An 18,146-nucleotide genomic window follows, 5' to 3' on the forward strand; every position below is an offset into this window, starting at 1 on the left:
ATAATATAATAGAAGAAATCGGGTCACAAGTTGACTGCGATGATAGAAAGTTGAGATCTTCACGGTGAGAACGGCATCCCCGTTTTCACAATAATGAGGGTAGCCCAGCCTTTCTAAAAGAAGTGCACTAGAGTTGCGCCTTCTTTTGGGATGGCTGGGCTTTTTGTTTGAAAAAAAATGTCGGAAATGAACGCCAGAATAGTTTAGGCGGATCAATTTTAAGAGGTGATCGAAATGCAAAAACAAATGAAGCCAGAAGAGGCAATTCAAAAAATTCAATCGGGACACACCCTAATGGTAGGCGGGTTCGGCCTTGTCGGGGCGCCGTTAACATTGATTGACGAACTGACACGCCACGATGTCAACCAGCTGACTGTCATCAGCAATAATCTTGGAGAGGCTGGCAAAGGCCTGGGGATATTATTGCGCCAGGGAAAAATCAAAAAAGCGATTGGCTCTTATTTTACCAGCAATCGCGAGGTCGGTGATTTTTATAATCAAGGCAAGCTTGAGATTCAATTGATGCCGCAGGGAACGATGTCGGAATCGATTCGTGCAGGCGGTGCCGGGATTGGCGGTTATTTTACAAAAACAAGCGCCGGAACGGAGCTGGCAAAAGGGAAAGAAACGCGGGAAATCAACGGCGAGCTTTATGTGCTTGAGAATCCTTTGAAAGCCAATGTTGCTCTTGTCAAGGCGGCAAAAGCTGACACTCTAGGAAACTTGGTTTACTACAAAACAGCGCGGAATTTTAATCCGTTAATGGCAACGGCAGCGGATTTTGTGATTGCCGAGGTCGATGAGATTGTCGAAGCGGGCGAGCTTTCACCTGAAGAAATCGTCACCCCGCATTTATTCGTAGATGCGATTGTCCAAAGCCAATTGATTTTAAGCAAAGAAGGAGTTGTTTCCAAATGACCAACAAAGATATTCAAGAGTTGATAGCTAAGCGCGCGGCAGCAGAACTGAAGCCAAACTCGGTTGTGAACCTTGGAATCGGGATTCCAACGCTTATCGCGAAATATGTCGAGCCGGGTTCGGTCTTTTTCCACACTGAAAATGGAATGCTTGGGGTGGAAGAGCTGACGAGCGAAGAGGATCTTGATCCAAGCTTGGTCAATGCCGGAAAGCTACCTATTTCAGAAGGTATTGGGGCGTCTTACTTTAATAGCGCCGAATCATTCGCCATGATACGCGGCGGGCATGTGAATGTCGCCATCCTTGGTGCGCTTCAGGTCGATCAGGAAGGCTACATTGCCAACTGGGCGATTCCTGGAAAAAATATCATGGGTGTCGGCGGCGCGATGGATCTGTTGAGCGGGGCCGGCAAGGTGATTGTTACGACCAATCATACTTCAAAAAACAGCGAGTCCAAAATCGTGGCGAAGTGTTCCTATCCGATCACGTCGCTTCGGAAAGTTGATGTCATCATTACTGAATTAGCGGTATTTAAGATTGAAGATGGAAAGCTCGTGCTGAAGGAATTAATGCCGGGTGTGAGCTTGGATGAAGTGAAGGAAAAGACTGAGGCGTCTTTTGAAATAAGTGAAGAGATTATTGTCTTAAGGTAGGGAGATGGGAAGAATGGATAATCGAGTATTTGTGGTCAGCGCTCAGCGGACCGCGGTTGGAAAAATCGGCGGCACATTAAAGGGACTAGAACCTGACGAGCTGCTGGTACCGTTATTTGAGGATTTACTGGCAAAAAAATTGATTCCAGTTGAAGAAATTGATGAAGTCATCATTGGCCAGGCAAAGCAAAGCCAGGACCAATCCAATATTGCGAGGAAGGCGCTTCTGATGGCGGATCTGCCTGAATCACTGCCAGGCTACACCGTTCATCGCGCCTGCGGTTCCGGCATGCAGGCCATCCATAATGCGTTTATGGCAATCCGGTCCGGCATCGGCCATGCCTACATTGTCGGCGGTGTCGAAAGCATGAGTGCCGCCCCTTATTACATCCGAAATGGCCGCTATGGCTTCTTGTCCGGCAACGCGGAAATTTTGGACCCGAATAAAGAAAGTCAGCCTGGTTCACAACCAGAAGATAAATATGGCCGGCTCGTGATGGGAATGACGGCTGAGAATCTTGCTGAGGATTACGCCATTTCCCGCGAGGAACAGGATGTTTTTGCCTATGAAAGCCAGGTAAAGGCGCATGAAGCGATCGAAAGCGGCGCCTTTGAGGATGAAATTGTTCCTGTGAAGATTTTTCAAAAAAAGGGCGAGCCAATTGTCTTTTCGGTAGATGAGCACCCTCGGAAAACCAATTTGGAAAAATTGGCTGCACTGAAGCCTGCCTTTAAAAAGGACGGAACGGTGACAGCCGGGAATGCCTCCGGATTGAATGACGGAGCTTCAATGCTGCTAGTGGTATCCGGGGATATGGTCGAAAAATATAATCTTGAGCCGTTAGCGGAAATTACGGCGCTCGGGCTTTCCGGCGTACAACCTGACCGGATGGGAATCGGCCCGGTGGAAGCAAGTGAAAGAGCGTTAAAAATGGCTGGAATCAGCAAAGACGAGTTGGATTTGGTAGAATTAAATGAAGCGTTTGCAGCCCAGGCACTAGCGTGCTTGAAAGAATTGAAGCTGCCAATGGAAAAGGTAAACGTCAACGGCGGAGCCATCGCCCTTGGACACCCAATCGGCAACAGCGGCGCCAGAATCTGCGTATCGCTCATCCACGCTATGAACAAAAGACAAGCAAAATGGGGCCTCGGCACCCTATGCATCGCCGGCGGCCAAGGAATCGCCACAGTTTTTCGTTCAGTATGAGGCATAGGTGAGGCAAGGGGACGGTTCTCATGCATCATTTTTTGAGGCAGAGGGACGGTTCTCGTGCATCACTTTTTGGTTCAGGGTGAGGCATGGGGACGGTTCTTATGCATCATTTTTTGAGGCATGGGGGACGGTCCTTAGAAAAATAAATGTTTGGAGATGGTGACATGTCAACAGAATTTAATGGGTTGGAATTTTTCGAACAGGTATACGGTCAGGTTCCAGAATGGGTAGCCAAAATGCATCATTTTGCTCCTAAGGCGCTTGAATATTACACAAAATTACGGGGCGAAATTTTAGTAGACGGAGCCCTTTCCAAAAAAGAAAAAGAATTAATCTTAGTCGGCATCAATGCGGCCCGGCGCTATGAACGCAGCATGATCTACCACACCAAGGGCGCCATCGACTCAGGCGCGACTCTCGAAGAACTTGCAGACATCCTATCCGTCTGCATCATCTCCAGGGGCATCCCAGCCTGGTTCACCGGCGTAAAAGCCCTAGAATACGCAGTTTCTGAATTAGGAGTGAAGCAAGGGGACGGTTCTCCTTCCTCATTTTTGGAAGATGAAGAGGTAAGTGCCCTGGCATATTATGAAAAAGAAGCAGGCGGAGAGCTTCCTGGCTGGGTGAAGGTTTTACATCAATATAACCCGGCATGTCTAGAAGGATACGCTGACTTAAGAAAAACAGTCCTAAGAGACCATGTCGTCTCTCGTAAATTGAAAGAACTAGTTTTAGTCGGAATCAACGTCGCGGAAATGTATCCAAAAGGGATCGAGCTCCATATCAACGGAGCCAAAAAATTCGGAGCAACCGACGCCGAAATCGCCGATGTCTCCCTAGTCGCCCTACTGACTGCAGGCATCCCAGCCTGGTTTGAAGGCAGCGATTTTTTAGAAGTTGAGTGATGTGTAGGTGATGCAAGGGGACGGTTCTCCTGCTTCATCCCTTTTTAAAAGGCTATTATAAGTTACAGGGGTGTTTTTTCATGAATTTTATCGATGTTAACGGGGTTCGTCTGCATTACCGTTTTGACGGGGCGGAGGAGCTTCCGGTTGTAGTCCTATCCAACTCGCTAGGAACGGACCTTACCATGTGGGATCCCCAAATAGAAGAGTTAACGAAATATTTCCGTGTGCTGCGTTATGACACACGGGGTCATGGGGCTTCAGATGTCCCTGCTGGTCCCTATTCCATTGATCAGCTTGGCCAGGATGTTGTGGGCCTATTAGACGGTTTGGGGATTGAGCTTGCCCACTTTGCCGGCGTTTCGATGGGCGGCATGACTGGCATGTGGCTGGCGCTGAATGCTCCCGAGCGCCTTGGAAAACTGGCACTATGCAATACGGCTGCCTTTATCGGGCCGCGTGAAATTTGGGATACCAGAATTTCTGCTGTGCAAAACAGCGGGATGGGGCCAATCTCTGAGGGTGTCATAGCGCGTTGGTTTACAGAATCCTACGTGCAGCAAGGGCCGGAGGAAGTGGAGCAAGTCAAAAAGGTGTTTTTAGAAACGGCTGCAGATGGCTATGCTGCGGCCTGTGCCGCGGTCAGGGACATGGACGAGCGTGACACGGTGGAAAATATTACCGTGCCGACATTGGTCATCTCGAGCAAAGATGACTTGGCTACTCCTCCACGCGACGGTCAGTACTTAACCGGCCAAATTGAGGGTGCACGTTATGTTGAACTTGAAGGGTCACACCTTTCCAATATCGAAACCTCAAAAGAGTTTACAAAGGCATTGGTAGATTTTCTGCGAGGGATTGCTTAAATTCTTATAGAAAAAAATACCTTTAACCGTCATATCACAGCCTAAAGCCCAACTAGCAATCGTCCGCTAGTTGGGCTTTTTTGTGCGAAAACCTGAGATGAGGCATGAGAACCGTCCCTCTGTTTCATGCAAATACCTATAATGATGCACGAGAACCGTCCCCATGCATCACTTACACAATTTAAAAAAGATTGACTATGATGATTCATTCTATTAATATATCCATATACTTAACTGCGTAAAAGCATAAAAGCATAAAAGCGTTTAATTGTTAAAGCGACTGATATCATCTTTGAAATCAGAGCTTGGTAGGGAACTAGGGGCCAGCTTCGGCCGTTATCTAAACAAGCGAGCAGAAGGTTAATCTGCTAACTAGGGTGGTACCGTGGAGCTTCCTTCCCTTTGAGGGATGGGGCTTTTTTAATTCTATTAAATTATCTAAGGAGAAGGTGTACATGAAAAAAGAACTGTCTACAGGGAAGTCGCTCATTCCTATTATTGCCTTGATTGGCGCTGCTGCGCTTTCTATTTTCATTTGGAAAGCGGGGATGCATATTCCGTTAATGATTGGAGTGATCGCAGCAGCCATTGTTTCCATTATGGCCGGGTGGAGTTGGGATGATGTCCAAAAGATGATGGTAAATGGTGTTTCAAGAGCGTTGCCTGCCGTATTTATTTTGCTTATTATCGGGATTATTGTCGGCACATGGATTGCGAGCGGCGTCATTCCGACGATGATTTACTATGGATTGTCCATTATTAAACCTGCCATGTTTGTACCGATTGTGGCACTGGTTACCGGAATTATCTCTATTACACTAGGAAGCTCGTTTACTTCTATTGCAACAATTGGCCTTGCTTTCATGGCGATCGGAGAAGGCCTTGGTTTCTCTCCAGGACTTGTAGCAGGAGCGGTGATTTCAGGAGCCTATTTTGGAGATAAATTATCTCCCCTGTCCGATACCACCAACATTGCTCCAGCGATGGCTGAAACCGACTTGTTTAGTCATGTCAAGCACATGCTTTGGGATACGATTCCAGCTTTTCTACTTTCCATTCTATTGTATTGGGTAGTGGGCCAGTCAGCAGGGATCCATGGCGGGGCAGATACAAAGGTCATTGGTGCAATGAAAACAGGTTTGGATGATGTTTTTGTCATACACCCCTTACTATTATTGGTGCCGGTATTTACCATTATTTTAATGGTAAAAAAAATACCTGCCATTCCGGCATTAATGGGTGTCGGTATTTTAGGCGGTGTGCTCGCCATCTTCGTTCAGGGGTCTTCCGTAACTACTGTCATTCAAGTCATGACAAGCGGATTCCATGCAGAATCTGGAATAAAAGCATTAGATTCCTTGTTAAATCGAGGAGGACTTATGTCGATGCTGGGGACAATTGGTTTGTTAATTTTAGCAACCGCACTTGGGGGAATTTTAGAAGAGACGGGTTCGTTCGAGGTATTAACTAAAAAGATGATGTCAAAAGTTCATTCTACTGGCACCTTAATCAGCACCACCATTCTTTCTACCTTTATAGTCGCATTTGCCAGCGGGGCACAATTTTTAGCCATCATTTTACCAGCAAGAACATTTGTCAAAAATTATAAAAAGATGGGGATTGATACGAAGAACCTTTCTCGCTGTGTAGAAGCCGCAGGAACAGTTGGAATCAACCTTGTTCCGTGGGGGGTACCGGCTGTATTTGCTGCGGGAATACTCGGTGTTAGTCCAGGTGAATTTATTCCGTTTGCGTTCTTTGCCTTCCTTGTCCCACTCATGAATATTTTATTCGGATTTACCGGTTGGACGATTACAAAGAAAAACTATGAAGGCGAAACAAATCACAAAAGGAGTGTTTCACTATGAGTGAGGTCATCTTAAGCGTAATAGGAACTGCTCAAGATGCTGGGCTGCCCCATCCAAATTGTTTTTGTAAAAATTGTTCAGAGGCAATCAGAAACCCGCAGTTTAGACGCCTTGCCGCATCGTTGGCGATTGTAGAACCCAATGAGCAAACATGGCATTTGATTGATGCATCGCCTGATCTGAAGGAGCAAATGGCAAGGCTGCAAATGAAATACAACCTGCAAACCAAGCTAATGGATCATATTTTTTTAACTCATGCCCATTTGGGACATTACCCCGGTCTATTATTTTTAGGAAGAGAAGCCATTGGCGCAAAGGGAATCCCGGTAATGGCCGGGTCAAAAATGAAGTATTTATTAGAAGAACAGGCTCCATGGAGCCAATTAACCAAGCTTGGCAATATAAGTGTCCAAGAAATCCAGGATAGCCAGGACATTCGGGTTTCTCCTCGTGTTACTGTAACACCTGTTGAAGTACCGCATCGAAATGAATTTTCGGAGACATTTGCTTTTTGGATTAAGGGGCCAAATAAGAAAGTCCTCTACGTTCCAGATATTGATCGCTGGCACGAGTGGGACTATGATATTCACTCCGTTTGCGAGGAAGCAGACATATGTTTACTCGATGGGACCTTTCATTCTGAAAAAGACCTTGAAAATATTGGGCGGGATTATCGCGAAATCCCCCATCCGCTCATGACAGAAACAATGGACCTGCTGCAAGATTTAACAAAAACGACTGAGATTTATTTCACCCATTTAAATCATTCAAATCCTGCAATCGATTCGGAGCAGGAGATTCGGAGCCAAATTGAGGCGAATGGCTTTCATATTGCAGAAGAGGGGATGGAGTTTAGGTTATAATCCCGCTAAATAATTTGGTTCGGTCATAATATTAATGAAAGCCAATTCATATTCGAATGGCTTTCATTTTTGCCTTTAATACTAATGTTTCTGTTACTTTAAATCATATTTTTCACTTTAAAATAAAAACCTTCCGATACTAATTAGACTGCTGAGAATTCCCAGCCCGCCTAATGCTCCTTTTCCAACCTTAAGTAAACCTCCGAACATCCCCGGTTGACCTTGACCCGCGTTATTCCACCAGCCCATCGGAACTCTCGGATTACCCCAGCCTGCTGGATAGCCATAATTACCCCAGTCTGGCAGACGTCCAGGACCTCCCCAGCCCATCATTTGCCCTTGAGTGTTCAAACCTGTTTGATTCACTGGCGCCCAAGTGGCTGGCTGTCCATGAGCGCTTAAACCCGTTTGATTCACTGGCGTCCAGCTGGTTGGCTGTCCATGAGCATTTAAACCTGCCTGATTTACATGCACCGCCCAATTAACTGGATGTCCAGAGTTATTACCAACCGGATTCCACCAACCTACTGGATTGACTGGACCACTCCAGCCTGCTGAACTTCCAAGACCATTTATTTGGTTAGGTTTAGGCATTTGTTGCTGAAAGTGTAATGGTGGTGCAAAAATTTGAGTTTGGTTATTATATGACTGCCTTTGTTCCGCTAATTTCGTATATTTATAATGGTACATATGCATAGCCCCCCTATCTTAAAAACATCATGTTAAGGTTAAGCTATGTCATTTGGCTTTTTATGATTGGTTAAATAACTACTTGAATAAGCCAAAATAAAAATAAATAAAGTCCGCCGGCAGAAAATCTAAAGGCCCAACCAGCAATCGTCCGCTAGTTGGGCCTTTTTGTGCGAGAAAACAGAATGAGGCACAAGAACCGTCCCCATGCCTCACTTCGATGTATTCTCAGACAAAATGGATGATATTTTGATGTAGACTAATAGGTCTTCTTCGGAAAATTGGTGTAGTTTGTTTAGTATTTTGGTATATTCCTGTTTATCTAATTGGTAATGGAAATCGTAAACCATCTTCCCTTTTTCTGTTAGTTCTAGGATGTATTCTCGTTTATCGATGGGGTTTTTGGATTTTAAAACTAGGCCTTTTTTGATTAGTTTATTAACCATTTGTGAGATGGCGCCTTTTGTTTTTTTTGTGAGATTGGCAAGCTCTGAAGCAGTCGTTTGGGTTTTGTTTCCGATTAAATTGATTGTATGTGCTTCGACCATATAAAGCTCATCTTCGGTACCGTACTTTCTAGGTATACTTTCGTAGGAGCTAATTTGTCTGGAAAGGTCATAGACAGATTCCATTAATTCATAAATAATCTCTTCCTTTTTCATTTCTGCTCCTTTTTAAAAATTTAATAGATTCTTATCTTTATTATAGCATAATACTTATTTTTCCAGTCACTTTTATCAGATGGAATAGCCTTCAATATTAATGAGAAGAAAGACTTAACAATTATATTTCGATATAATTATTTTAATTTTCAGAATTTTTATTGACTAAATATAGTATAGTTGCTAAACTATATTTAGATGGTTTAGGTACTAAACTATCGTTAAAAGGACTTTTTCAAAAAATATTTGTAAGCGTTTTAATTCAAAAGAGGGGGAGTTGATTTCAAGTGAAGTACGATTTTGACCAAATCGTCGACCGCAGAAATACGTATTCCTTGAAATGGGACGGCGGCGATTTAATTAAGGAATTGGGAATTACCCAGAGGTATGATCAAGAAACTTTGCCTTTATTTACGGCGGACATGGATTTTCCAGTTCCTCAGCCTTTACTCGATGCCTTGCATCAAACAGTCGAGCATCGGATATTTGGTTACTCCATTTTTCCAAAGGAGTACTTCGAGGCGATTCAGCATTGGTTTAAAAAGAGACATGACTGGGACATCCAAACCGAAGAAATAGTCTATAGTCCGGGAACGGTCCATGCTTTGAATGTGGCGGTACGAGCTTTTACTGAGCAGGGTGATGGGGTCATTATTCAGAGACCGGTCTATCCTCCGTTTACAGCAGCGATTGAAGGAAACGGAAGACAAGTCGTCAATAACGCCCTGATCCGCGAACAGGATGGCTCCTATTCGATTGATTTTGAAGATTTTGAGGCGAAAGCAAAGAATGAAAACACGAAGCTTTTCATCCTCTGCAATCCGCATAATCCGACCGGAAGAATTTTTACACCAGAAGAATTAACAAGATTAGCAGATATTTGTGAAAAAAATCAGGTTCTTATCATTGCGGATGAAATTCACGGTGACTTAATTCGCCGTAATCAAACCTTTATCCCAATCGCCAAAGCGGCAACGAACACGCAGCATATTATTACATGCACGGCCATCAACAAAACCTTCAATGTGGCCGGACTCCATTGCACCAATGTCATCATTCCTAGCCCTGAGCTTAGGAACATCTTCAGTCGAGCAATGGGTTTCCAATTACCATCGCCTTTTACCGTATCAGCCTTAATCGCTGTCTACCATGAAGGCGAGGAATGGCTGGAACAGTTAAAAGAATATTTAGATGAAACGATGGAATACGTTAAAGGCTTTTTTGCTGAAAAAATGCCGCAAGTGAAGGTATCCATTCCGGAAGGAACGTATGTGATGTGGATGGACTTCAGCGCCTATGGAATTTCTCCAGATGAGGTTCATGATCGCATTTACAACAAAGCCAATGTCTTATTGGAAGATGGCAGTATGTTTGGTGAAGAGGGACAAGACTTCCAGCGGATTTGCGTATCTTCCCCAAGACCAATTATTAAGGAAGCGTTGGAAAGGATCGAAAGGGAATTTGCCGACCTCGCGTCTCCTAACCATAATACAGTTACCACACGCTGATGCAGCAACAATCCCAAAAAAACATATAAGAGGTGAATGAAATGGCTAGTCAAGAATCGAATTTAAAAAAGGTTTTAGGTCTTGGGGATGTAATGAGTATTAGTATTGGACAAATAATTGGTGCTGGAGTAATGGCCCTCACCGGGATTGCCATTGGGATGACTGGGAGCGGCGTTTCGTTGGCCTTTGTCATTTCATCCATCTTTACCTTATTTATGGTTATTCCTATTGCTGCGATGGGTTCAGCTATTCCGACAACAGGGGGATTGTACAGATATACAAGCCGGCTATTGTCCCCAAAGGTCGGGTTCTTTTGGTTAACGTTATTTATTCTTGCACAGTTAACCCTGGCCATGTATGCGATTTCCTTTGCGGAATATGTACAAGGCCTGGTGCCAAATGCACCACTAAAACTGATCGCGTTCTTGCTGCTGACTGTGTTTTATATTGCGAATTTAGTAGGCGTACATTTTGCAGCCCTTGTTGAAAAATTAATGGTTCTTGTCTTACTGCTTGCCTTGATTGTTTTTGTCGTATGGGGAATGCCTGAGGTGAACTACGCAGTGTTTAATTCAGGTGAAATGTTCACCGGCGGCTTTGGTGGATTTTTTATGGCTGTAGGATTGTTATCCTTTGCTACCGGCGGTGCTCAGGTTATTGCCGAACTAGGTGGAGAAATGAAAAATCCTGGGAGAGATATCCCATTGACGATTATTACCACCACATTGGGTGTCGGGATCTTGTATGCGTTTATGGCGACGATTGCTGCAGGGGTGCTGCCGATTGCAGATGTAGCGAACAAGCCTTTAACAGATGTAGCAAAAACGATTTTACCAAAACCGCTGTTTATCTTCTTTATGGTGGGTGGAGCCATGTTTGCCTTAGCAACAACATTAAATGCGACTCTTTCCTGGGTTACTAAAGGGATTATGATTGCCTGTGAAGACGGCTGGCTGCCAAAATCCTTAGGGAAGGTAAATAAAAAGTTTGGAACGCCGCACTGGTTACTTACCTTGTTTTATGTGATTGGAGTAATTCCAATTGTAACAGGGCTTTCTTTAGGAATCATATCGGCCTTAGGCACTGGCGTATTCCTGCTGGCGAATATGATTCCGGTTTTTGCTGCCACCAAATTACCAAAGAAACACCCTGAGCTGTATCAGGCGGCACCATTTAAACTCCCGCCAATGGTTTTAAATACGGTTGTCTATATCGGAATTGCTCTATTATTTTTCCAAGGATATTTACTAATGTCATCTTTGTCCATGCCGATCATTATCGGGACGATTGTCTATATATTAGCTGCTGCAGCTTACGTTATGATAGTAGGTAAAAAAATAACCCACGATCCCGGCCACTTCGGCTTCGGCGGCCACATAGACACAATCGAAAACCCTAAGGAGAATATAGGAGTCTAAGTGATGCATGGGGACGGTTCTCATGCCTCATTAGGCATAAGAACCGTCCCCATGCACCCAATAAAAGGAGGTAAAAGATTTGATAGATGAAAGTTTATATAAAAAGTCAAATATTCGTAGATTACCGGAATTAGGAAAGCTAGCGCCCGAAACGTTTAAAGCTTTTGTAAAGTTTGACCAATTGGCTTTAGCCCCAGGTGTGATTCCTCAAAAAACAAAAGAACTTATAGCGGTTGCTGTGGCACATGTTACGGGTTGCCCTTATTGCATTGATGGTCATGTTTCGATGGCAAAAAAACTGGAGGCTTCGAAGGAAGAGATGCTGGAGGCGATTATGGTCGCGACTGCTTTGAAAGCAGGATCTGCCTTAGCACATGGATTAAATGCATTGAATGCCTATGATGAGGATGGGGAAGAAGCGCTTTACAAACGCTCAAATATGAATCGATTTGGCGAATTCAAAGAATTAGGGCCAGAATCCTTTCAAGCCTTTGTGAAGTTTGATACGCAAGCACTGAAAGCAGGGTTATTAAGCCGTAAAGAAAAGGAATTAATTGCTGTTGCTGTCGCTCATGTGACAGGCTGCGCCTACTGTATTGAAACTCATACGAAAAAGGCCAAGCAATTGGATGTTACGAAGGAAGAACTCGTCGAAGCCATCTTTGTCGCAACCGCCTTAAAGGCAGGCTCTGCCCTGGCCCATAGTGTGAATGCGCTAATTGCTTACGATGATAATTAAATTTGAGCCGCGGGGACGGTTCTTGTGCATCATAATGCACAAGAACCGTCCCCATGTTTCATTTTTTGATTTTTAGCAAATAATAGAAGTGGCGGTTAAAAATATTGTGTTTTTGAAAAGGATTTGAGCGGACGTAATGCTACACACTGTGGTTTCGTATTTAAGGTTTGTGCTGCCATTTCTTTATTTGATTGGTTCCTGGCGATGGGGTGATTGGAGGAATCGGAAGGAGTACTATCCGACCATTCTTTTTTTCGTAACCGTGAACTTTTTCATTTCCATTATTATGTATGAATACCCATTATGGACTTATAAAGAATCTTTTTTTATTCCCAACCATACCCTTGTTGATTTTATCATTGCTTTTCTGATTTTCCCCCAAATAGCCTTTATATTTCTTTCAAAATACCCTTTTAAGAAAAGCCTGCTTAAACAGATAGGTTATGCAGCTATCTGGATCATTTTTGGTATCGCAATGGAGAGCCTTTTTAAGGCTGCAAACCTAATCACCTATGATCATGGGTGGAATTTCTGGTGGTCTTTAGTGGTCTGGATATTTATGTTTTTTGGTTTGCGCCTCCATCACACAAGGCCCATCTTAGCCTGGCTTCTCTGTTTCGCATGTACCATTTTTTTAATCATATATTTTCACATACCCATTACGACATACAAATGAGGCAGAGGGACGGTTCTTGTACCTCACTCGCAGTGAGGCACGAGAACCGTCCCCATGCATCACCTGCGGATCCCGATTTTTCTGCCGGCTTCGTTGGGGGTTGGCAGGTTTTTGTGCTGGCGCCCCAGTTTTTCAATCTGATTTAGGATTGCGGGAGGGAAGGAGGCTGGGCGTCCTGTTTTCATGTCGATGCCTATTAGCATTTGCTCACTGGTCGCAAGCCGCTCGCCATCCGTATTTTCCATGGTGAAAAATACATGCAATCTTTTAGAATCATAGTCAAGCAGCTGCATGTTAACCCGCAATTCTTGGCCTTTGTGGGCTTCATTTAAATAACAGAGATGTGTTTCTAGTGTGTAAATAGAATATTGTTCGGTTTCCCGAAAGTCCGCGCTAATCCCGATTCCTACCATCAGCCGGTCGACTGCAATACTAAATACCTTGGCATATGCAGAATCGGTCATATGGCCATTATAGTCAATCCACTCCTCATGGACCGTTTCGGCCATGAGAGGGTTTTTAAATGGAGACACCATGTTATTCCCCCTGATATGTTTATTGTCAAAATTTCAATGAATTCACCAAAGATATGTCGAGCCCCGACCAGGCTTAAATATTCCCATTCAAATTAGCGCCAGGCCAATATTTCTCCAGCAGCCGCTGAAGCTCAATGAGAAAGCTGTCACGCCGTACTTCCAATCCGGCAATTGAATGGCCGGCTGTCTGCCGTTCGCAGCCAGCAATTACTTGATTCCTCAGGTCCTCCGTCAGTTCTGGTGCTTCCAGTTTGGTCCAAGGCAATTTCAAAGCGGGGCCAAATTGCTCCAGCATGTGTCTCATTCCTTGTTCTCCACCGGCAAGGTGCAAGGTTAGGAACGGACCCATTAAGGCCCATCTTAATCCAGGTCCATAGATGATAGCCGCATCGACCTCTTCGGTGGTGGCAATCCCGTCATTGACGATGTGCAGGGCTTCACGCCAGATGGCCTCCATTAACCGATCGGCCACATGCCCCTCAATTTCTGCTGAAACGACGAGCGGCTTCATCTGAATAGATTGATAGAATTGTTCCGCCACTGCCACCACTTCTGGTGCCGTCTTCTCACCGCCTACTACCTCCACTAAAGGAATTAAATAGACAGGATTGAAGGGATGGGCCACGATAACTCGTTCAGGCCGGATGCAGTCTGCCTGCAGGGTGCTCGGCATAAGCCCAGATGTACTGGAGGCGATGATGGCATCGGGTTTCGCATGCCGATCAATTTCGGCTAATAACCGACGTTTTAGTTCTTCCCGCTCCGGTGCATTTTCTTGAATCAAATCGGCCACCGCCACCGCCTTTGCCAAATCTGGTTCAAAGCGGAGCCGGTCTTTCGAAGCCCCCGCAGCCAATCCCATCTTCTCCAAAGCCGGCCAGGCACGCTGGACACTTAGACGCATCCGCTCTTCTGCACCTGGGGCTGGATCTGTCGCGATGACATCATAGCCCTGCGATAAGAACCGGGCCGCCCAGCCGTTCCCAATTACTCCCGTGCCGACAACAGTGACTTGTTTAATAGAGCGGGTGCCCATTAAATTAGGGCCTTTCGATGGGGATTTTTTAGTCCTAAATGCTTTCGTGCCTCCTCAGGTGTCATTGGTTGGGCGCCGAGTCCCGCCATGATGGTGATGGCCCTGTCAACCAATTGGGCATTGGTGGCCAGCATCCCTTTATCCAAATAAAGATTGTCTTCCAGTCCGACTCGGATATGCCCGCCGAGCAGCATGGATTGGATGGCCATCGGCAGTTGCATTCGGCCGATGCCAAAAGCGGACCAGTGGGCATTTTTCGGAAGTTGATTACGCATATAAATCATCGTTTCCGCATCGGCATTCGCTCCCCATGGGATGCCAAGGCAGAATTGGAACATCGGGTCGCCATCAATCAGTCCCTCATCAATCAATTGATTGGCGAAGCGCAGATGTCCTGTATCGAAGCATTCTAATTCAGGCTTGACCCCGCTTTGTTGAATAAGGCGGGCCTGCCTGCGGAGCCAATCGGTTGTGCTGATATAAAGCTGATCACCAAAATTCATGCTTCCGCAATCTAATGTGCAAAGCTCCGGCAGCAACTTTCCAATCGGCTCATGGCGTTCTTCCGGTGTCTGCATGTCTGTTCCAGGTCCGCCAAGGGATGGATTATTCTCGCTGGGAATCCAGTCCCCGCCCCCTCCGGAGGTAAGGTTGAGGATTACGTCTGTCTCTGATTCACGGACGCGTTCGACCACTTCTTGGAATAATGCGGGATCATGGCTGATACCGCCGGTCTTAGGGTCACGGACATGGATATGGGCGATGGTGGCGCCGGCTTTGGCTGCATCGATGGCAGACTGGGCGATTTGCTCAGGGGTGACGGGAACATGCGGGCTTTTCCTGGCTGTATCTCCTGCACCTGTTACCGCACATGTGACGATGATTTTTTTCTGCATATATTTTCCTCCTTAAAAATTTATAAAAAAAAGAAAATGGGGTGATTTCCATTTTCTTTTTTATCCCTAATCAGGTCTTAACAAATGTTATGGCTTTGGGACATGCTTAAAGATCTCTCCGCTGTCGAAAAATTCAACGAGCTGGGCTAACCATTGATAATAATCAAGCCATTCCTTCGTTTCTTTCAGGAGAATATTCATCTTTTGTTCCATTTCTTCATCAAGTGCTTCATTTTCAAGCATGAACTTCAGTTCAGCAGACATCTTCTTTTCAAACATTTTGTTTTTCTGAATTGTTTTTCGCCAGTTGGAGGTGAACAACGACACGAAGGTTTGATAATAATCCTGTTCTACATTATATAAATCTTTGCGGATTCCTTTTTCAAAGACCTTTTCCGCAATATTTAAATCGACCATCTCGCGGACGACTTGACTCATCCGGGTTTTGCTCATCCCGGTCTCCTGAGATAGTTCATCAAGCGTCATGGGCCGGCGATTCATATAGATAATACCGAGTACTCTCCCGACGGTAGCGGAGACTCCGTATGTATGCATATTATCGGCAATTTTCTCAACAAATTGCTCTTCGACCTGTTTAATCCTCTCTAATGGTTGTTCATCCAAAAGAATTCACCCTTCCAGTTACCCGTGTACGTTGCCACTATATCACATTTTGCAAAAATTTCGAACACGAGGATTAACAAGAAACACGGAGGAATTGGAAGAATTTTTAGAAAAATGACAGGAAAAGTCTTCTACAGTAAATAATTTGCGTAAATATCGTGCAATATATAAAATTTATAAACTTTTTATTTTACAAACTTTACAATATACTAAATTTAGAGAATTTAAACTATTCTCATTTTAAAAAATGGAGGTGCGCGGATTTGCTTAAATTTGAACATGTTTCAAAAATGTACAAAGGGGGGAAACGGGCAGTTGATGATTTGACCCTTGAAATTGAAAAAGGAGAATTCATCTGTTTTATCGGGCCAAGCGGGTGCGGGAAAACGACGACGATGAAAATGATTAACCGTTTAATCGAGCCCACAGAGGGAAGCATTTATATTAATGATGTCAACATTATGGATCGCGACCCGGTCCAGCTCAGGCGGGAAATCGGCTATGTCATTCAGCAGATTGGTTTATTTCCTCATATGACCATTCAGGAAAATATCTCCCTTGTTTTAAAACTTTTAAAGGTCCCCGAAGAAAAACGACGTGTCCGTGCCAAGGAATTATTAACACTTGTTGATTTGACCCCAGACTACTTAGAGAAATATCCGCATGAATTGAGTGGAGGCCAGCAGCAGAGGATAGGAGTTCTGCGGGCGTTGGCAGCCGATCAGCCGTTGATTTTAATGGATGAGCCGTTTGGCGCATTAGACCCGATCACGAGGGACTCCCTTCAGGAAGAATTCAAAAAGCTACAAAAAAAGTTGGAAAAAACGATTGTGTTTGTTACCCATGATATGGACGAGGCCCTGAAATTGGCGGACCGGATTGTCATCATGCGTGATGGGAAAATTGTTCAGTGTGACACACCGGATGAAATTTTACGCAATCCCGCCAATGAATTTGTCGAGGAGTTTATAGGCAAAGACCGTCTCGTGCAGGCAAGGCCGAATATCCAAACAGTAGAACAGATTATGAACCCAAGTCCCATCACTATTACGGGAGACCGGACACTATCAGAAGCGATTCAATTAATGAAGCAGCATCGGGTCGATTCCTTGCTTGTGGTCGATGACAGGAAGGTTTTGCAGGGATTTATTGATGTTGAAATTATTGACCAAAAGCGAAAAAAGGCAAGCCTGGTAAGAGATATCGTGGAAGCAGAGCTGTTTACCGTCGAAAAACAGACGCTTGTTCGTGATACGGTCCGAAAAATCCTGAAAATCGGTATGAAATACGTTCCGGTGGTTGACGATAAGCATCGCCTGGCCGGGATTGTCACAAGAGCTAGTTTAGTAGATATTGTCTATGATTCCATTTGGGGTGTAGATGACATGACAAAAATAGGTTAGGAGGGAGAGAATTGGATACCATCTTACAATTTTTCAGTACATATGGGAGTGAAATGCTGTTTAAGACGTTGGAGCATTTATATATTTCGGTGATTGCCGCCGTGTTAGGCATTCTCATCGCAGTACCCGCAGGTGTGGCGTTAACACGTTTCCCAAAAGGGGCCGGAATTGTGATGGGAGTATTAGGGGTTATTCAAACTTTCCCGAGTTTTGCGGTTCTCGCATTCTTTATTCCACTTTTAGGTGTTGGGAAAACACCTGCTATCATTGCCTTATTTTTCTATTCGGTCCTACCTATCCTGAGGAACACCTATACAGGAGTGAGCGGTGTTCAAAAAAGTCTGCTCGAAGCAGGACGCGGGATGGGTATGACTGGATGGGAACGGATCCGGGACGTAGAAGTGCCGCTGGCCATTCCCGTGATTATGGCGGGAATCCGCTTATCGACCGTTTACTTGATTGGCTGGGCCACCCTAGCTTCGTTTATTGGCGGCGGTGGTCTCGGGGATTACATTTTCAGCGGTTTGAATCTTTATCAGCCTGAATTTATAATTGCCGGAGCAGTTCCCGTCACGTTGTTAGCATTATTGACGGATCTTCTTATAGGAAAAGTCGAAGGCTGGGTAACCCCAAAAGGAATGAAAAAGATGCGGGAAGCTGCTTAGGAGGGGG

Annotated in this window: 19 protein-coding genes; 13 read left to right on the top strand and 6 right to left on the bottom strand. The window is 44.8% G+C overall.

Annotated features, from left to right (window positions below; translation table 11 throughout):
- Nucleotides 1-234 precede the first annotated feature (234 nt).
- The 7 genes from KHA99_RS10615 to KHA99_RS10645 all read left to right on the top strand — a co-directional run bounded on the left by KHA99_RS10615 (nt 235) and on the right by KHA99_RS10645 (nt 7,286).
- Nucleotides 235-918 carry a CoA transferase subunit A gene (locus tag KHA99_RS10615; protein WP_213117417.1) on the top strand — a complete coding sequence of 228 codons (684 nt, stop codon included), beginning with the start codon at nt 235-237 and terminating at the stop codon, nt 916-918.
- Nucleotides 915-1,571 (top strand): 3-oxoacid CoA-transferase subunit B, encoded by a 657-nt coding sequence (locus KHA99_RS10620; RefSeq protein ID WP_213117418.1) that lies wholly within the window; start codon nt 915-917, stop codon nt 1,569-1,571. Before KHA99_RS10615 ends, KHA99_RS10620 begins: the two co-directional genes overlap by 4 nt.
- Before the next feature lie 13 nt (nt 1,572-1,584).
- Nucleotides 1,585-2,778 (top strand): thiolase family protein, encoded by a 1,194-nt coding sequence (locus KHA99_RS10625; RefSeq protein WP_213117419.1) that lies wholly within the window; start codon nt 1,585-1,587, stop codon nt 2,776-2,778.
- Nucleotides 2,779-2,948: 170 nt separating this feature from the next.
- Nucleotides 2,949-3,689 (top strand): carboxymuconolactone decarboxylase family protein, encoded by a 741-nt coding sequence (locus tag KHA99_RS10630; RefSeq protein WP_213117420.1) that lies wholly within the window; start codon nt 2,949-2,951, stop codon nt 3,687-3,689.
- Between the two features lie 80 nt (nt 3,690-3,769).
- Nucleotides 3,770-4,555, top strand: coding sequence for a 3-oxoadipate enol-lactonase (gene pcaD, locus KHA99_RS10635; protein WP_213117421.1), 786 nt, complete (start codon nt 3,770-3,772; stop codon nt 4,553-4,555).
- Between the two features lie 455 nt (nt 4,556-5,010).
- Nucleotides 5,011-6,423: a Na+/H+ antiporter NhaC gene (gene nhaC / locus KHA99_RS10640; RefSeq protein ID WP_213117422.1), complete on the top strand. Its 1,413-nt coding sequence runs from the start codon at nt 5,011-5,013 to the stop codon at nt 6,421-6,423.
- Entirely contained in the window at nt 6,420-7,286 is an 867-nt protein-coding gene (locus KHA99_RS10645; RefSeq protein WP_213117423.1) for an MBL fold metallo-hydrolase, read from the top strand. Before nhaC ends, KHA99_RS10645 begins: the two co-directional genes overlap by 4 nt.
- Nucleotides 7,287-7,403: 117 nt before the next feature.
- Here the strand turns inward: KHA99_RS10645 and KHA99_RS10650 are convergent, their stop codons facing one another.
- Together KHA99_RS10650 and KHA99_RS10655 are read right to left on the bottom strand one after the other, a co-directional pair.
- Complete coding sequence (locus tag KHA99_RS10650; RefSeq protein WP_213117424.1) at nt 7,404-7,976, bottom strand: hypothetical protein; 573 nt, start codon at nt 7,974-7,976, stop codon at nt 7,404-7,406.
- Nucleotides 7,977-8,188: 212 nt separating this feature from the next.
- On the bottom strand, nt 8,189-8,638 hold the full coding sequence (locus KHA99_RS10655; protein ID WP_213117425.1) for a MarR family winged helix-turn-helix transcriptional regulator: 450 nt from the start codon (nt 8,636-8,638) through the stop codon (nt 8,189-8,191).
- Nucleotides 8,639-8,925: 287 nt separating this feature from the next.
- On the opposite strand from KHA99_RS10655, the gene KHA99_RS10660 reads away from it, so the two are divergent.
- From KHA99_RS10660 to KHA99_RS31490, 4 genes are all read left to right on the top strand, one after another.
- Nucleotides 8,926-10,146, top strand: a complete 1,221-nt coding sequence (locus tag KHA99_RS10660) for a MalY/PatB family protein (protein ID WP_213117426.1) — start codon at nt 8,926-8,928, stop codon at nt 10,144-10,146.
- 41 nt (nt 10,147-10,187) lie between these two features.
- Nucleotides 10,188-11,564 carry an APC family permease gene (locus tag KHA99_RS10665; protein WP_213117427.1) on the top strand — a complete coding sequence of 459 codons (1,377 nt, stop codon included), beginning with the start codon at nt 10,188-10,190 and terminating at the stop codon, nt 11,562-11,564.
- A gap of 79 nt (nt 11,565-11,643) precedes the next feature.
- Entirely contained in the window at nt 11,644-12,303 is a 660-nt protein-coding gene (locus tag KHA99_RS10670) for a carboxymuconolactone decarboxylase family protein (RefSeq protein WP_213117428.1), read from the top strand.
- 136 nt (nt 12,304-12,439) lie between these two features.
- Nucleotides 12,440-12,979, top strand: a complete 540-nt coding sequence (locus KHA99_RS31490; RefSeq protein ID WP_372447583.1) for a CBO0543 family protein — start codon at nt 12,440-12,442, stop codon at nt 12,977-12,979.
- Nucleotides 12,980-13,038: 59 nt separating this feature from the next.
- Here the strand turns inward: KHA99_RS31490 and KHA99_RS10675 are convergent, their stop codons facing one another.
- From KHA99_RS10675 to KHA99_RS10690, 4 genes are all read right to left on the bottom strand, one after another.
- Nucleotides 13,039-13,515: a thioesterase family protein gene (locus tag KHA99_RS10675; RefSeq protein WP_213117429.1), complete on the bottom strand. Its 477-nt coding sequence runs from the start codon at nt 13,513-13,515 to the stop codon at nt 13,039-13,041.
- 73 nt (nt 13,516-13,588) lie between these two features.
- Nucleotides 13,589-14,551 carry an L-carnitine dehydrogenase gene (locus tag KHA99_RS10680; protein ID WP_213117430.1) on the bottom strand — a complete coding sequence of 321 codons (963 nt, stop codon included), beginning with the start codon at nt 14,549-14,551 and terminating at the stop codon, nt 13,589-13,591.
- Nucleotides 14,551-15,447 (bottom strand): beta-keto acid cleavage family enzyme, encoded by an 897-nt coding sequence (locus KHA99_RS10685; protein WP_213117431.1) that lies wholly within the window; start codon nt 15,445-15,447, stop codon nt 14,551-14,553. Before KHA99_RS10685 ends, KHA99_RS10680 begins: the two co-directional genes overlap by 1 nt.
- Before the next feature lie 87 nt (nt 15,448-15,534).
- Nucleotides 15,535-16,071 (bottom strand): GbsR/MarR family transcriptional regulator, encoded by a 537-nt coding sequence (locus KHA99_RS10690; RefSeq protein WP_213117432.1) that lies wholly within the window; start codon nt 16,069-16,071, stop codon nt 15,535-15,537.
- 263 nt (nt 16,072-16,334) lie between these two features.
- On the opposite strand from KHA99_RS10690, the gene KHA99_RS10695 reads away from it, so the two are divergent.
- Together KHA99_RS10695 and KHA99_RS10700 are read left to right on the top strand one after the other, a co-directional pair.
- A complete protein-coding gene (locus KHA99_RS10695) occupies nt 16,335-17,474 on the top strand; it encodes a betaine/proline/choline family ABC transporter ATP-binding protein (RefSeq protein WP_213117433.1) in 1,140 nt (379 codons plus the stop codon).
- Nucleotides 17,475-17,527: 53 nt separating this feature from the next.
- Nucleotides 17,528-18,139, top strand: coding sequence for an ABC transporter permease (locus tag KHA99_RS10700; protein ID WP_372447597.1), 612 nt, complete (start codon nt 17,528-17,530; stop codon nt 18,137-18,139).
- The last annotated feature ends 7 nt before the right edge of the window (nt 18,140-18,146 follow it).

The sequence above is a fragment of the Neobacillus rhizophilus genome (assembly GCF_018343535.1).
In the GTDB taxonomy this organism is placed as follows: Bacteria; Bacillota; Bacilli; order Bacillales; family Cytobacillaceae; genus Neobacillus; species Neobacillus rhizophilus.

Excerpts from the sequence above, each read along its gene's own strand:
- KHA99_RS31490 (WP_372447583.1), top strand. The coding sequence starts at position 12,440 with ATGCTACACACTGTGGTTTCGTATTTAAGGTTTGTGCTGCCATTTCTT.
- KHA99_RS10680 (WP_213117430.1), bottom strand. The coding sequence starts at position 14,551 with ATGGGCACCCGCTCTATTAAACAAGTCACTGTTGTCGGCACGGGAGTA.
- KHA99_RS10645 (WP_213117423.1), top strand. The coding sequence starts at position 6,420 with ATGAGTGAGGTCATCTTAAGCGTAATAGGAACTGCTCAAGATGCTGGG.
- KHA99_RS10665 (WP_213117427.1), top strand. The coding sequence starts at position 10,188 with ATGGCTAGTCAAGAATCGAATTTAAAAAAGGTTTTAGGTCTTGGGGAT.
- KHA99_RS10655 (WP_213117425.1), bottom strand. The coding sequence starts at position 8,638 with ATGAAAAAGGAAGAGATTATTTATGAATTAATGGAATCTGTCTATGAC.
- pcaD (WP_213117421.1), top strand. The coding sequence starts at position 3,770 with ATGAATTTTATCGATGTTAACGGGGTTCGTCTGCATTACCGTTTTGAC.
- KHA99_RS10630 (WP_213117420.1), top strand. The coding sequence starts at position 2,949 with ATGTCAACAGAATTTAATGGGTTGGAATTTTTCGAACAGGTATACGGT.
- KHA99_RS10650 (WP_213117424.1), bottom strand. The coding sequence starts at position 7,976 with ATGTACCATTATAAATATACGAAATTAGCGGAACAAAGGCAGTCATAT.
- KHA99_RS10700 (WP_372447597.1), top strand. The coding sequence starts at position 17,528 with ATGCTGTTTAAGACGTTGGAGCATTTATATATTTCGGTGATTGCCGCC.
- KHA99_RS10620 (WP_213117418.1), top strand. The coding sequence starts at position 915 with ATGACCAACAAAGATATTCAAGAGTTGATAGCTAAGCGCGCGGCAGCA.
- KHA99_RS10625 (WP_213117419.1), top strand. The coding sequence starts at position 1,585 with ATGGATAATCGAGTATTTGTGGTCAGCGCTCAGCGGACCGCGGTTGGA.
- KHA99_RS10685 (WP_213117431.1), bottom strand. The coding sequence starts at position 15,447 with ATGCAGAAAAAAATCATCGTCACATGTGCGGTAACAGGTGCAGGAGAT.
- nhaC (WP_213117422.1), top strand. The coding sequence starts at position 5,011 with ATGAAAAAAGAACTGTCTACAGGGAAGTCGCTCATTCCTATTATTGCC.
- KHA99_RS10615 (WP_213117417.1), top strand. The coding sequence starts at position 235 with ATGCAAAAACAAATGAAGCCAGAAGAGGCAATTCAAAAAATTCAATCG.
- KHA99_RS10675 (WP_213117429.1), bottom strand. The coding sequence starts at position 13,515 with ATGGTGTCTCCATTTAAAAACCCTCTCATGGCCGAAACGGTCCATGAG.